Raw genomic sequence first — 12624 nt, 5'->3', positions numbered from 1 at the left:
CCGATGTCCGCGCTGCCGTCCCACCTCGAGCTCGTCCAGGGCGTCGTGCTGCCCAAACCGGTCGGCGCGGACCCCGTCCTGGACTTCCTCAACACCCGTTCGGACTGGACCGACCGCGGTCCGGCCCGGACGGACTGGCTGACCAGTTTCGAGACGCTGGTGATCTGGACGGGGTACGTCGGCCTGCTCTCCGACGCCGGGGTGTTCCGGCTGATCGAGCAGGCCGCCGGCCGCCCGACCGACGCGGCCCGGCGGTTCGAGGCGGCGCTGGAGTTCCGGGCCGACCTGTACGACGTACTGACCGACTCCACCGCGACGTCCTCGTTCGCCGCGGTGGAGCGGGTGATCGCGCGCGCCAGCGCGCACCGCCGGCTGCTCCCGATGCCGACGCTGCACGGCCTCAGCGCGAACTGGGACCTCCCGGAGGACCTCAACCTCCCGCTCGATCACCTGGCCCTGCTGAGCGCCGACCTGCTCACCGGCCAGCACCGCGCCCACGTACGCCGTTGCCCGGGTGACGCGTGCGGCTGGCTGTTCCTCGACGCGCGCGGCCGCCGCCGCTGGTGCTCGATGGCGACCTGCGGCAACCGCGCCAAGGTCCGCGCCCACGCGGCCCGGACCCGCTAGCTACGGCCGCCCGTAGGTCTCCAGCAGCCGCAGCCAGATCTCGTTCACCGTCGGGTACGCCGGGACCGCGTGCCACAGCCGGTCGAGCGGGATCTCGCCGACCACCGCGAACGTCGCGGCCTGCAGCAGGTCGCTGACCTCCGGCCCGACGAACGTGACCCCGAGCACCACCTTGCGGTCCTCGTCGACGATCATCCGAGCCTTGCCCTGGTACCCGTCCTGCCGCACGGCCGCGCCCGACACGTTGCCGATCTCGTAGTCGACGGTGCGGGTGGTGTAGCCCGCCTCGCGCGCGGACTTCTCGGTGTGCCCGACCGACGCGACCTCCGGGTCGGTGAACGTCACCTGCGGCACGGCCTCGTGGTCGGCGGTCGCGACGTGCGTGCCCCACGGCTTGTCCGACACCGGCTTGCCGTTGGCCCGGGCCGCGATCACGTCGCCGGCCGCGCGGGCCTGGTACTTGCCCTGGTGGGTGAACAGCGCGCGGTTCGTCACGTCGCCCGCGGCGTACAGCCAGTCGAACCCGTCGACCAGCATCGTGTCGTCGGTCGGCAGCCACTCGCCCGGCGTCAGCCCGACGGCCTCCAGCCCGATGTCGCCGGTCCGCGGCTGCCGCCCGGTCGCGACGACGATCTCGTCGGCCTCGATGGTCTTGCCGTCCGCGGTCTCGACGTACACGGTTCCGTCCGTACGCCGTACCCGAGTGGTCCCGGTCTGCGTCAGTACCGTCGCCCCCAGCTCGCGCAGCGCGTCGCCGACCATCTCGCCCGCGAACGGCTCCAGCGACGACAGCAGCTGACCGCGCGCGATCACCGTCACCTCGGTACCGAACCCGGCGTACGCCGTCGCCATCTCGACCGCGACCGTGCCGCCGCCGATGATCACCATCCGGTCCGGGACGGACTTCGCGCTGGTCACCTCGCGGCTGGCCCACGGATCGGACTCGTGCAGGCCGTCGATGTCCGGCACCACCGGGTCGGACCCGGTCGAGATCAGCACCGCGTGCCGGGCCGTCAGCACCGTCGTCCCGCCGTCCGGGCCGGTCACCGTGACCTCCTTGACGCCGCTGAGCCGGGCGTGACCGCGGACCAGCGTGATGCCGGCGCCCTCGACCCACTTGACCTGTCCGGCGTCGTCCCAGTTGCTCGCGAAGGAGTTCCGCCGGTCGAGCACCGCCTGGACGTCGAGCTTCCCGGTCACCGCCGCGGCCGCACCGCCGACGTGCTGCGCGGCCCGCAGCACCTGCCCCGGCCGCAGCAACGCCTTCGACGGCATGCAGGCCCAGTACGAGCACTCGCCGCCGACCAGCTCGCTCTCGACCACCGCGACCGTCAGCCCACCCTGCACCGCCCGGTCCGCCACGTTCTCGCCGACCGCTCCGGCACCCAGCACGATCAGGTCGTAATCCGTCGTCTTCATGCGTCCCTGCATATCACCCGCCCGCACCGCCGATCGGTAACTTCTGCGTGCCCACCTGCATCTAGTTCGTAACCGGTAATCCGTGGGAGGTGGGTCCTGTGCGAGGAGTCGCGCTGACAGTGGCGGCCGGACTGGTCGCGGCACTGGGACTGGTGAGCCCGGCCCACGCGGCCGGGATCGTGATCAGCGACGTGAAGGTCGCGTGGTCCAGCGCCGCGCACACCCACGTCCGGGTGACCTGGGAGGAGAGCGAACCGACCGGCAACCGGATCTTCCCGGAGTATCCGTGGACCGCCGGTGACGGCCGGGAACTCAGGACGGCCGACCCGAACCAGGTGGACATCCCGGTGTCGGAGTTCTACGCATCCCCGGTGGTCCGGATGAACGTCTTCGGCATTACCGACGCGGGCGTCAACACCGCTGCCCTGGTGTCGTCGGATCCCTTCGACGCGATGCCGAAGCCGGTCCCGGTGATCGACGACGTCGTCGCCGTCAACGGCACGTACACGATGCGCTGGCACTCCGCGCCGAAGCCGGCGGACCAGAACCCGGGTGATCCGCTCGACCTGCCGAACGCTCCGCACAACTACCAGGTGCTGGTGCGCCCGACGCCGATCACCGCCTGGGCCCTGGTGGCCCCGACCGGAGCCGCGGCCACGGCCACGTTCCGGGCGCCGGGGCCGCCCCCGTTCACCGTCGCCACCCGGGACACCAACGAGTGGCCGCGCCAGCCCGAAACGCTGTGGACCGAGTTCTACAGCGGGCGACTCGGTCCGGCCGCGATACCGGCGGCTACGACGTACGGACAACCGACCGTGATCGCCGGCCGCTTCGACCGGATGGGCCGCTCCTGCGTCCCGGAGAGCTGCGGGACGACGCCGATCGGCGACATCCCGCGGACGGTCGTCCTGCAGGCGCGGGCGAACGCGGCCTCATCCTGGTACGCCGTGGGCTCGACCCTGACCTACGACAGCGGGTCGTTCCGGTTCGCGCCGGTGGCGTGGGGGACCAGGCAGTACCGCGTCGCGGTGCCCGACCGGTTCGCCGGCAACAACTTCTCCCTGGGAGCGATCGGTCCGGCGGCGACGACGCTGACCCGGCCGAAGGTGCTCGCCTCGTTCGCCGACCCGACGGTCACCTACGGGCAGCCCGCGCGGGCACGGATCTCCGTCAGCCCGGCCGTGAACCTGCGGACCACGCTGCAGCGCTGGGACGGCGCAGCCTGGCGGGACCTGAAGTGGGTCGACCTGAAGAGCGGCTGGGCCGACTACACGTTCGCCGCGACACAGCGCGGCTCGTATGCGTACCGGTTCCTGGTCCCGTCCTTCACGTACGGCGGCCGCCCGCTGAGCTGGCAGGTCTCGCCGACCTTCGTGCTGACGACTAGTTGAACAGCGCCGGGTCGACCAGGATCCAGGTGTGCTTCGCGCGGGCGACGATCCGGCCGTCGGAGTCGTACAGGGTGGTGGCGGTGAAGGTCTTGCGGCCGTCCTCGCCGAGTTTGCGGCCCATGATCACGCAGGGCTCGCCGAGCTGCGGGCGGGCGTCGATGCAGGCGGTCATCCGGCCGAGCACCGACGGCCGGCCGTCCAGGTCGATGCTCCAGCCGCCGGGGCAGTCCAGCGCGGCCCAGAGGTGTACCGGGTCGACCAGGTCGCCCGACTCGGCCAGCGCGGGAGCAGGTGTCCAGGTGCAGGCGGTCCGGCCGTCTCCGAGCAGCCCGGGACGCAGGTGCAGGCCGTGGTCGTTCTCCGGGCCGCAGGCGTAGCAGCCGGGGAAGGGGTGATTCCGCAGACCTCGGTACGCCGACTCGGCGGCGCGCGCTTCGTCGTACTGGACCGGGTCGATCACCGCGTCGCCGAGCACGTCAGTGGACACCGGCTCGGCCAGAGCGACCACGGTCTCGCCGGGTGCGCGCAGTACGGCGTTGCCGTCGCTGGTGGTCAGCTCGAGGTCGGTCCGCAGCGGCGGCGGCATCCGGAGCGTGACCTGTGGGACGGCGTCGCCGGTCGCGCCGAGCCGGGTGCCGACCAGGCCCGCGGTGTAGCCGCCGTTGGCCGATCGTTCCGGCCCCCGGAAGCGTCGCCTGATCCGCAGCACCTCGCGCGTCGTCATGCCCACCGACCCTAACCAACTGTCCACCGGGTGGGACGACAGGTCCCGGAACTGCCCGAAACCAGGCTCGGAATCTGCAAAGTGAAGGGTTTTCCCGCGTTCCCACAGATTTACTGCTCCGACCACTCTCATTCAAACGTCCGTTTGAACTATGCTGACTGCAGGCTACGGCGCGTGAGCAGGTGGGGTGCCTGCGCGAGCGGTGGCCGGGGGGAAGGAGAACTCTGTGGAAACACCACCCGTGGAATCGACCCGGGAGCGGCTGCTCAACATCGCCGAGCAGCGGTTCGGCGAGGGCGGCTACGAAGGGACCTCGCTGCGCGCGATCACGGTCGCGGCAGCGGCGAACATTGCGGCGGTCAACTACCACTTCGGCTCGAAGGAAGCACTGCTGCGCGCCGCGGTCGCGCGCGCGATGGCACCGGTCAACACCGAGCGGCGGCGCCGGCTCGACCAGTTGGAGGCGTCCGGGCAACCGACCGCCGAGGAGCTGATCAGGGCGTTCATCGAACCGGGTCTGGATCTCGTGCTGCGCCGGGGGGAGCGGGGCGCGATCGTTGCCCGGTTCATCGGCCGGGTCGCGTTCGACCCGAGCCGCCGGATCCGGGAGCTGTACGCCGCCGAGGCGGACCCGGTCGAGGCCCGTTACCTGGCCGCGCTGCAGCAGGCGCTGCCGAGAGCGGCGCCGGAGTCCGTTGCGTTCGGCTACGTCAACATGCTCGGTCTGCTCGCGCTGCACCAGTCGCAGGCGCTGTCGCGGGCCCCGGGCACCGAGGACGTCGACGACGCCAGCAGACTGGCCGAGAACCTGATCGCCTTCCTGGTGGCCGCTTTCGATCGCGGGCTGCGCGCCTGAGACCACGCAGCGCAACCGAGGGGCCCGTCGTCGTCCGCGCAGCGGCGGGCCAGCTGGTCCACTGGTCTGGTGAGAACTGTCCATCAACTGCTCACGGATGTTCGAACCCCTGGGTAACGCTGCATAATGGCGCTCCGTGGAGCCCTGTGAAGTCGTGGTTGCCGTCGATCTCGGTGGAACCCGGATGAAGTGCGGCCTGGTCGCGGCCGACGGTGCCGTGCTGCACCGCGAGACCAGGCCGACGCCTCGTGCGCTGGGAGACGCCGAAGGCGGTGGCCGGGCGGTGCTCGACGCGCTGCTGGAGACCGTCGTCGAGCTGGGCCAGAAGGCCGCGGCCGACGGTCACCGGGTCCGTGCGGTCGGGGTGGTGGTGCCGGGCATCATCAACGCCGAGCAGGGCACGGTCAGCGCCGAGAACCTGCTCTGGGTGAACACGCCGGTCCGGGCCGCGATCCAGGCCGCGGTCGGTACCGACCGACAGGTGGTCCTGGCCCACGACGTCCGCGCCGGCGGCTACGCCGAGCTGCGCGGAGGCGCTCTGCGGGGCACCACGAACTCACTCTTCCTGCCGCTCGGTACGGGGATCGCCGCCGCGATGATCGTCGACGGCTCCCTGGTCAGCGGCGACGGGTACGCCGGTGAGCTCGGCCACACCCGGTTCGTGCACGGCGAGGCCGCCGAGCTCTGCGCCTGCGGCCAGTACGGCTGTCTGGAGACGGTCGCCTCGGCGGCCGCCCTCGCGCGCCGGTACGGCGTACGGACGGGTCGTGAGGTCGACGGAGCCCGTGAGGTGCTGGAGCTGCTGGCCGAAGGCGACGCCGACGCCGCGATCGTGTGGCAGGAGGCGCTGGCGGCTCTGGTCGACGCGCTGGTGCTCTACACGACGCTGATCGCGCCGACGCGGATCGCGATCGGCGGCGGGCTGGTCGGCGCGGGGGACACGCTGCTGGCGCCGCTGCGGGCGGGGCTGCACGAGCGGCTGACGTTCCAGCGCGAGCCGGAGATCGTCGCCGCCGAGCTCGGCGAGGAAGCCGGCTGCCTCGGCGCCGCGCTGCTGGCCTGGGACCGGGTGCTCGGCGCCGAAGGGGCGAGCACGGAAGCGAGCACTGTCGACGAGAGCGGAGAGCGGAGCGCATGACGACGTACCGGGTGGGTCGGCTGGTGACGCCGGACGACGTGCTGGAGAGCGCGTGGCTCCAGGTCGAGGACGGCGACATTCTCGCCTTCGGCCGGCGCTCCGAGGGGATGCCGGCCGACGGACAGCGGCCGCAGGACCTCGGCGACACCACGGTGATCCCGGGGTTCGTCGACATCCACACCCACGGCGGCGGCGGGGCGACGTACTCGACCACGGACCCGGAGGAGGCGCGGAAGGTCGCGGCCTTCCACGCCAAGCACGGGACCACGACGACGATGGCGAGCCTGGTCACGGGACCGCTCGACGAGCTGGTGTCGCAGACCGCGTGCCTGGCCGACCTGGTCACCGACGGCGTGATCGCGGGTGTCCACCTGGAGGGCCCGTTCCTGTCCGCGGCGCGCTGCGGCGCGCACGAGCCGACGCTGCTGCGTGACCCGGTCGAGGGTGACGTCGCCAAGGTGCTCAGCGACGCGGTCAAGATGGTGACGATCGCGCCGGAGCTGGAGCACGGGCTGGACGCGATCCGGCAGGTCGTCGACGCCGGCGTGGTGGCCGCGCTCGGGCACACCGACGCGACGTACGAGCAGATGATCGCCGGGGCGGACGCCGGGGCGACGGTCGCCACCCACCTGTTCAACGGGATGCGGCCGTTCCACCACCGCGACCCCGGTCCGGTCGGTGCCGCGCTGAACGACCCGCGGCTGCTGCTCGAGGTGATCAACGACGGCATGCACCTGGACCCGCAGGTGGTCCGCGTCGCGCTGGCGGCCGCCGGGGTGAACCGGATCGCGCTGATCACCGACGCGATGGTCGCCACCGGGATGCCGAACGGGCGGTACAAGCTGGGCAGCCTCGAGGTCGACGTGAAGGACGGGCTCGCGACGCTGGCCCACGGCACGCACTCGATCGCCGGCAGCACGCTGACGATGGATGTTGCCTACCGCAACGCTGTCAACGCGGGCGTCTCGCTGGTCGACGCGTCCCGGATGGCCTCGACGACGCCCGCCGAGGCGTTCGGCTGGTACAACGTCGGCGGCATCGAGACCGGCAAGCGCGCCGACCTGGTGGTGCTCGACGACGACTACACCGTGCAGAAGGTGATGCGGGCCGGCGAGTGGCTCGACCGCGGATGATCGGGACCGTCACCCTCAACCTGGCCCTCGACGTCACGTACGCCGTCGACGAGCTCGTGGTCGGCGGCAGCCACCGGGTCGGCGAGGTCCGGGTGCGGGCCGGGGGCAAGGGAGTCAACGTCGCCCGGGTCGCCGCGACGCTCGGGCACCAGGTGCTCGTGCTCGGGTTCGTCGGCGGGGTCACCGGTGAGCAGGTCGCCGAGGAGCTGTTCGACGCCGGACTCACCTCGCTGCTCACGCCGATCAAGGGTGAGACCCGGCGGACCGTTGCCATTGTCAACGGTGTCGACGGCGACGCGACGATCTTCAACGAGACCGGGCCGGCGGTCGCCGCCGACGAGTGGCGGGCGCTGACCGAGCGGATGCCGTGGCAGCGGCTCGGCGTGCTCGCGTGCTCCGGCAGCCTGCCGCCCGGTTTGCCGCCGAACGCGTACTCCGAACTGGCGACGCTCGCCTGGCAGCGCGACGTACGGACCGTCATCGACACCGGCGGGCAGGCGCTGCTCGCCGCGGCCGAGGCGGGTGCCGTCGTACGGTCGAACGCGGCTGAGCTGCGCGAGGCGCTCGGTGACGAGATGACCGTCGAGGACGGCGCCCGGCGCCTGGTCGACTTCGGCGCGACCGCGGCCGTGATCACCGACGGCCCGCGCGGCATGGTCGCCGCGAGCCGCGGTGGGGTCTGGCGCGCGGACCCGGTCGAGCGGGTGGCCGGAAACCCCACTGGTGCCGGGGATGCGTGCACCGCCGTCGTCGCCGCCGCGATCGCCGAGTCGGCCCAGCCCGACTGGCCGCTGGTGCTCAAGTCCGCGGTGGCCGCGTCGGCCGCCGCCGTTCTCACCCCTGTTGCCGGTGACATCGATCTCGCGGCGTACCGGCGGTGGCAGCCGCGGGTCGTCGTCCGATAGGAGAAGCTCATGCCGTTGGTGTCCGGAGCCGAGGTCGTCCTGGCCGCAGCGCAGGCCGGCCGGGGAGTCGGCGCGTTCAACGTGATCCAGCTGGAGCACGCGACCGCGCTGATCGCCGGCGCCGAGCAGGTCGGCGCGCCGGTGATCCTGCAGATCAGCGAGAACGCCGTGAAGTACCACGGCGCGCTGAAGCCGATCGGTGTCGCGACGCTGGCGGCCGCGTCGGCGTCGAGCGTGCCGGTGGTCGTGCACCTCGACCACGCGATGGACCGCGACCTGGTCACCGAGGCGGTGTCGCTCGGGTTCACGTCGGTGATGTTCGACGCCTCCAAGCTCGAGTACGCCGACAACGTCGCGGCGACCAGCGAGGTGACCGCGTTCTGCCACGAGCACGGAGTGTTCGTCGAGGCGGAGATCGGTGAGGTCGGCGGCAAGGACGGCGTGCACGCGCCGGGCGCCCGGACCCGGCCGGACGAGGCGCTCGCGTTCGCTCAGGCGACCGGCGTCGACGCTCTGGCCGTCGCCGTCGGCTCGTCGCACGCGATGACCGAGCGCACCGCCGAGCTGGACTTCACGCTGATCGGCGAGCTGCGCGACGCCGTACCGGTACCGCTGGTGCTGCACGGATCGTCAGGCGTCGCCGACGAGGACCTGACCCGCGCGGTCGAGGCCGGGATGACGAAGGTCAACATCGCGACCCACCTGAACAACGTTTTCACCGGCGTGGTCCGCGAGATCCTCGCCGACCAGCCCAAGCTGGTGGACACCAGGAAGTACCTGGGGCCCGCCCGTACGGCGGTAGGCGCCGAGGTCGCCCGCCTGCTGACGATTCTGAAAGCGGTGTGAGCAGGCAGCGATGACACAGCCGGGGCTGGTCCGTGGGCTGGGGGTCACCGATGCTGTCGTGATCGGCCTCGGGTCGATGGTCGGCGCCGGTGTCTTCGCTGTCTGGGCCCCGGCCGCCCGAGCGGCTGGGGACGCGCTCCTCGCGGGCCTCGTGATCGCCGCGGTTGTTGCCTACTGCAACGCCGCGTCATCGGCTCAGCTCGCAGCCGTCTACCCGGTCTCCGGCGGCGCTTACGTCTACGGCCGCGAGCGGCTTTCCCCAACCGCAGGATTCCTCGCCGGCTCGGCCTTCGTGATCGGCAAGACCGCCTCCTGCGCCGCGATGGCGCTCACCTTCGCCACCTACGTGATCCCCGACCCCGGCTGGCTCCGCCGCGGTGTCGCGCTCCTCGCGGTGGTCGCCCTCGCGGCGGTCAACTACCGCGGCATCACCCGCACCGCGCGCCTCACCCGCATCCTCGTGACCTGTTCGCTGATCGTTCTGGCGCTCGTCCTCGTCCTGCTCCTGCGATCATCCAGCGGCCACGACCTCCCGAGCTTGTACCCGGCAGGCACCAGCGTCTACGGCGTCCTGCAAGCAGCCGGGCTGCTCTTCTTCGCCTTCGCCGGGTACGCGCGGATCGCGACGATGGGTGAAGAAGTCCGCGATCCGGCCCGGACCATCCCCCGGGCGGTCTCGATCGCCCTGGTGATTGCCATGGGCATCTACTTGGTGATCGGTCTGGCTCTGCTCCGGGCCGTCGGTGCGCCCGGCCTCGCTGCGTCGGCCGCCCCGCTGGCGACGGCGGTCACCGCGGTGGACGCTGCCTGGGCCGTCCCCGTCGTCCGCATCGGCGCGGCGCTGGCCAGCCTCGGTGCCCTGCTCGCGCTGATCGCCGGCATCGGCCGCACCACCCTCGCGATGGCCCGCGAGGGCGACCTGCCGAAGACTCTCGCGGCCGTCCACCCCCGCTTCCACGTCCCGCACCGCGCCGAGGTCACCCTCGCGGTGATCGTCAGCGCCCTCGTCCTCACCACCGACCTCCGCACCGCGATCGGCTTCTCGTCCTTCGGCGTCCTCCTGTACTACGCCGTGGCGAACGCCGCCGCGTTCACCCAGCCCCGGGACCAGCGCCGCTGGCCCCGGGCCGTCAGTGTGCTCGGCCTGCTGGGTTGCATCGCCCTCGCCTTCACCCTCCCGCTCAGCTCAGCGATCGCGGCGGCCGCCGTACTGGTGACGGCTCTGATCCTGAGGGCAGCGCTCAGGTCAGGTCGCGCCGGATCCGCCAGAAGCTGAACCCCACCAGCCCGAGCGCCAGCACCAGGAACAGCCCGGCCTCCCGCCACTGCAGTCCCCAGAAGTGACTCGCCGGGTGGTAGCTGATCTGCTGCCGGTACCCGTCGTCGGCGAGGCGTGCGAAGCACGCGCTCATCGGCTGCCGGTTCTTCAGTTCCTCCTGCGTCGCGTTCGGACCGGGCGGCCCGCACTCGGCGAGGTACGGCGGCAGCGTCTTCTGCTCCTGCCCGGCGGAGTTCACCGTGTGCTCGGACAGCTTCCAGTTGCCCTCGCCCGGGATCTTCGCCTCGACCCGCATCACGGTCGGGTTCACCTCCGGCCCGGACAGCTGCAGCCCGCGCATGTTCTCGGTGGTGACGACGAGGGTCGTCTCGACCGGCGCCATCAGGTGCGGCCGGATCAGCAGCGGCGACACGATCTGGAGCGCGATCACCGCGGCCAGTGTGATCGCGATCGCGACCACACTGCGCCGTACGACGAGCCCGACGGCGACGCCGAGCGCGAAGGCGAACGCCGCGTAGCCGATCGGCACGACCCCTCGCGCGCCGAAGACCGCGGGCAGCAGCCGGGGGACGTTGTAGACGCCGGCCGCCTGGCCGGAGCCGATCGCGTCGTCGATCGGATCGGACCACCAGGTCACCGCGAGGCTGAGCAGCCCGGTGACGACCATCGCGCCGAGCCCGGTGACGGCCAGTTTGGTGACCAGCCAGCGGGTCCGGGTGATGCTCTGGTTCCAGACCAGCCGGTGCGTGCCGGCCTCGAGCTCGCGGGCGATCAGTGGCGCGCCCCAGAACGCGCCGATCACCGCGGGAGTGGCGTACACGAGCGCCTGCCCGGCGACGTACAGGTACTGGTTGATCCGCTCGAACTGGATCTGCTTCAGGAAGTCGTCGGGCTGCAGCTGGTACTTGTCGAGCAATCCCGGCCCGGTCACGGCCAAGAAGATGCCGAGGGCAACGACAGCGCCGGCGACCACCAGCGCCTGCAGGCGGAACTGCCGCCAGGTCAGCCAGATCATCGCTGCACCTCCAGAACGGGTCGCGCGGACGGCCGGCTGGTCGACCGGCCCATGTAGGCCAGCACGATGTCCTCGAGCGTGAGCTGCGAGACCGTCCAGGCCGGGTCGAGAATCGGCTCGTCGGTCCGGATCAGGTACGTCGACTGCCGGTCGGTGTGGCTGACCGACAGCACGTGCTGGTGCCGCGGCATCGACTTCTCGTCGCGGCGCGGGCCGGTGAGCCGGTAGTGCGTGGCCAGCAGGGTGTCGATCTCGCCGCTGATCTGCACCCGGGAGTCGACCAGGACGACCAGGTAGTCGCAGGAGCGTTCGACGTCGGAGACCAGGTGCGAGGACAGGACGACGCTCAGCTCCTGCTCGGCGACGGCCTCCATCAGGTCCTGCAGGAACTCGCGCCGGGCCAGCGGGTCGAGCGCGGCGACGGGCTCGTCGAGGATCAGCAGCTCGGGCCGTTTCGCGATCCCGAGGGTGAGCGCGAGCTGCGCGCGCTGACCGCCCGAGAGCCGGCCGGCCCGCTGCTGCGGGTCGAGCCCGAGGGCCTGGATCCGCGCCTGGGCGATCGAGTCGTCCCAGCGCGGGTTGAGGTGCGCGCCGAGCTTGAGGTGGTCGGCGACCGACAGCCGGGCGTACGTCGGGGTGTCCTGCGCGACGTACCCGACCTCGGCCTGCTGGGTCCCGGCGGGTGCGCCGAGGACCTCGACCGTGCCGGTGGTCGGGGTGAGCATCCCGACCGTCATGTTCAGCAGCGTGCTCTTGCCCGCGCCGTTCGGTCCGACCAGGCCGACGACGTGGCCGGCCGGGACCTCCAGGTCGCAGTCGGTGAGCGCCCAGCGGCGCCCGTAGCGTTTGCCCAGTCCCTGGGCGCTCAGGACGGCGCTCACGCTATGTCCTCCTGAGCGGCGGACCGAAACGTGGCCTTGAACAACGCCTCGATGCTCTCGTCGTCCAGCCCCGCCTTGCGGGCCTTCGACAACCATCGCTGCAGCTCGTGGCGCAGCGGCCCGTGCGCGGCCAGGCTGTGGTCGGTCAGCGTCCGGGTCACGAAGGTGCCGCGGCCCGGCCGGGCCGCCACCAGTCCTTCGTGCTCCAGCTCGCGGTAGGCCTTCAGCACCGTGTTCGGGTTGATCGCGAGCGTCGCGACGACGTCCTTCACGGTCGGCAGCTGGTCACCCTCGCGGAGCAGCCCGAGCCGCAGCGCGTTCCGGACCTGCTGCACGACCTGCTGGTACGGCGAGACCCCCGACCGCCCGTCCAGATGGAACTCGATCATCTGTCACCCCATTTATCTAGT

13 protein-coding genes are annotated in these 12624 nt (G+C 71.7%); 8 read left to right on the top strand and 5 right to left on the bottom strand.

What is annotated here, in order from left to right:
- Positions 1-3 precede the first annotated feature (3 nt).
- Positions 4-627 (top strand): CGNR zinc finger domain-containing protein, encoded by a 624-nt coding sequence (locus AB0M01_RS05695; protein ID WP_363665797.1) that lies wholly within the window; start codon positions 4-6, stop codon positions 625-627.
- Here AB0M01_RS05695 and AB0M01_RS05690 read toward each other — a convergent pair whose 3' ends face one another.
- On the bottom strand, positions 628-2046 hold the full coding sequence (locus AB0M01_RS05690; RefSeq protein WP_363665795.1) for an NAD(P)/FAD-dependent oxidoreductase: 1419 nt from the start codon (positions 2044-2046) through the stop codon (positions 628-630). It abuts the gene before it with no gap.
- 98 nt (positions 2047-2144) lie between these two features.
- Between AB0M01_RS05690 and AB0M01_RS05685 the strand changes: the two genes are divergently transcribed.
- Positions 2145-3437, top strand: a complete 1293-nt coding sequence (locus AB0M01_RS05685; RefSeq protein ID WP_363665793.1) for a hypothetical protein — start codon at positions 2145-2147, stop codon at positions 3435-3437.
- Here the strand turns inward: AB0M01_RS05685 and AB0M01_RS05680 are convergent.
- Positions 3430-4161 carry a hypothetical protein gene (locus AB0M01_RS05680; RefSeq protein ID WP_363665791.1) on the bottom strand — a complete coding sequence of 244 codons (732 nt, stop codon included), beginning with the start codon at positions 4159-4161 and terminating at the stop codon, positions 3430-3432. The two genes, AB0M01_RS05685 and AB0M01_RS05680, sit on opposite strands and share 8 nt — an antisense overlap.
- A gap of 226 nt (positions 4162-4387) precedes the next feature.
- Between AB0M01_RS05680 and AB0M01_RS05675 the strand changes: the two genes are divergently transcribed.
- The 6 genes from AB0M01_RS05675 (at position 4388) to AB0M01_RS05650 (ending at position 10315) form a co-directional block, all read left to right on the top strand.
- Positions 4388-5017, top strand: coding sequence for a TetR family transcriptional regulator (locus AB0M01_RS05675; RefSeq protein WP_363665789.1), 630 nt, complete (start codon positions 4388-4390; stop codon positions 5015-5017).
- Between the two features lie 136 nt (positions 5018-5153).
- Positions 5154-6155: an ROK family protein gene (locus AB0M01_RS05670; protein ID WP_363665787.1), complete on the top strand. Its 1002-nt coding sequence runs from the start codon at positions 5154-5156 to the stop codon at positions 6153-6155.
- The gene (gene nagA, locus AB0M01_RS05665; protein ID WP_363665785.1) at positions 6152-7288 is read left to right on the top strand and encodes an N-acetylglucosamine-6-phosphate deacetylase; all 1137 of its coding nucleotides are present in this window, start codon (positions 6152-6154) and stop codon (positions 7286-7288) included. Before AB0M01_RS05670 ends, nagA begins: the two co-directional genes overlap by 4 nt.
- A complete protein-coding gene (locus tag AB0M01_RS05660) occupies positions 7285-8193 on the top strand; it encodes a hexose kinase (protein WP_363665783.1) in 909 nt (302 codons plus the stop codon). Before nagA ends, AB0M01_RS05660 begins: the two co-directional genes overlap by 4 nt.
- A gap of 9 nt (positions 8194-8202) precedes the next feature.
- Positions 8203-9039, top strand: a complete 837-nt coding sequence (locus AB0M01_RS05655) for a class II fructose-bisphosphate aldolase (RefSeq protein WP_363665781.1) — start codon at positions 8203-8205, stop codon at positions 9037-9039.
- 10 nt (positions 9040-9049) lie between these two features.
- The gene (locus AB0M01_RS05650) at positions 9050-10315 is read left to right on the top strand and encodes an APC family permease (protein ID WP_363665779.1); all 1266 of its coding nucleotides are present in this window, start codon (positions 9050-9052) and stop codon (positions 10313-10315) included.
- Here the strand turns inward: AB0M01_RS05650 and AB0M01_RS05645 are convergent.
- Genes AB0M01_RS05645 through AB0M01_RS05635 form a run of 3 tightly spaced genes read right to left on the bottom strand, consistent with a single transcriptional unit; the run spans position 10281 to position 12603 of the window.
- The gene (locus tag AB0M01_RS05645; RefSeq protein ID WP_363665777.1) at positions 10281-11333 is read right to left on the bottom strand and encodes an ABC transporter permease subunit; all 1053 of its coding nucleotides are present in this window, start codon (positions 11331-11333) and stop codon (positions 10281-10283) included. The two genes, AB0M01_RS05650 and AB0M01_RS05645, sit on opposite strands and share 35 nt — an antisense overlap.
- Positions 11330-12214 carry an ABC transporter ATP-binding protein gene (locus tag AB0M01_RS05640; protein ID WP_363665775.1) on the bottom strand — a complete coding sequence of 295 codons (885 nt, stop codon included), beginning with the start codon at positions 12212-12214 and terminating at the stop codon, positions 11330-11332. Before AB0M01_RS05640 ends, AB0M01_RS05645 begins: the two co-directional genes overlap by 4 nt.
- Positions 12211-12603 (bottom strand): GntR family transcriptional regulator, encoded by a 393-nt coding sequence (locus tag AB0M01_RS05635; protein ID WP_363665773.1) that lies wholly within the window; start codon positions 12601-12603, stop codon positions 12211-12213. Before AB0M01_RS05635 ends, AB0M01_RS05640 begins: the two co-directional genes overlap by 4 nt.
- Positions 12604-12624 lie beyond the last annotated feature (21 nt).

Origin of the sequence: Kribbella sp. NPDC051770, from assembly GCF_040681455.1 — a bacterium.
Lineage (GTDB): Bacteria > Actinomycetota > Actinomycetes > Propionibacteriales > Kribbellaceae > Kribbella.
This window is presented reverse-complemented; position numbering and strand designations above follow the sequence as displayed.

Coding starts and splice junctions, on each gene's coding strand:
- AB0M01_RS05650 (WP_363665779.1), top strand. CDS start 9,050: ATGACACAGCCGGGGCTGGTCCGTGGGCTGGGGGTCACCGATGCTGTC.
- AB0M01_RS05680 (WP_363665791.1), bottom strand. CDS start 4,161: ATGACGACGCGCGAGGTGCTGCGGATCAGGCGACGCTTCCGGGGGCCG.
- nagA (WP_363665785.1), top strand. CDS start 6,152: ATGACGACGTACCGGGTGGGTCGGCTGGTGACGCCGGACGACGTGCTG.
- AB0M01_RS05655 (WP_363665781.1), top strand. CDS start 8,203: ATGCCGTTGGTGTCCGGAGCCGAGGTCGTCCTGGCCGCAGCGCAGGCC.
- AB0M01_RS05690 (WP_363665795.1), bottom strand. CDS start 2,046: ATGAAGACGACGGATTACGACCTGATCGTGCTGGGTGCCGGAGCGGTC.
- AB0M01_RS05695 (WP_363665797.1), top strand. CDS start 4: ATGTCCGCGCTGCCGTCCCACCTCGAGCTCGTCCAGGGCGTCGTGCTG.
- AB0M01_RS05635 (WP_363665773.1), bottom strand. CDS start 12,603: ATGATCGAGTTCCATCTGGACGGGCGGTCGGGGGTCTCGCCGTACCAG.
- AB0M01_RS05645 (WP_363665777.1), bottom strand. CDS start 11,333: ATGATCTGGCTGACCTGGCGGCAGTTCCGCCTGCAGGCGCTGGTGGTC.
- AB0M01_RS05660 (WP_363665783.1), top strand. CDS start 7,285: ATGATCGGGACCGTCACCCTCAACCTGGCCCTCGACGTCACGTACGCC.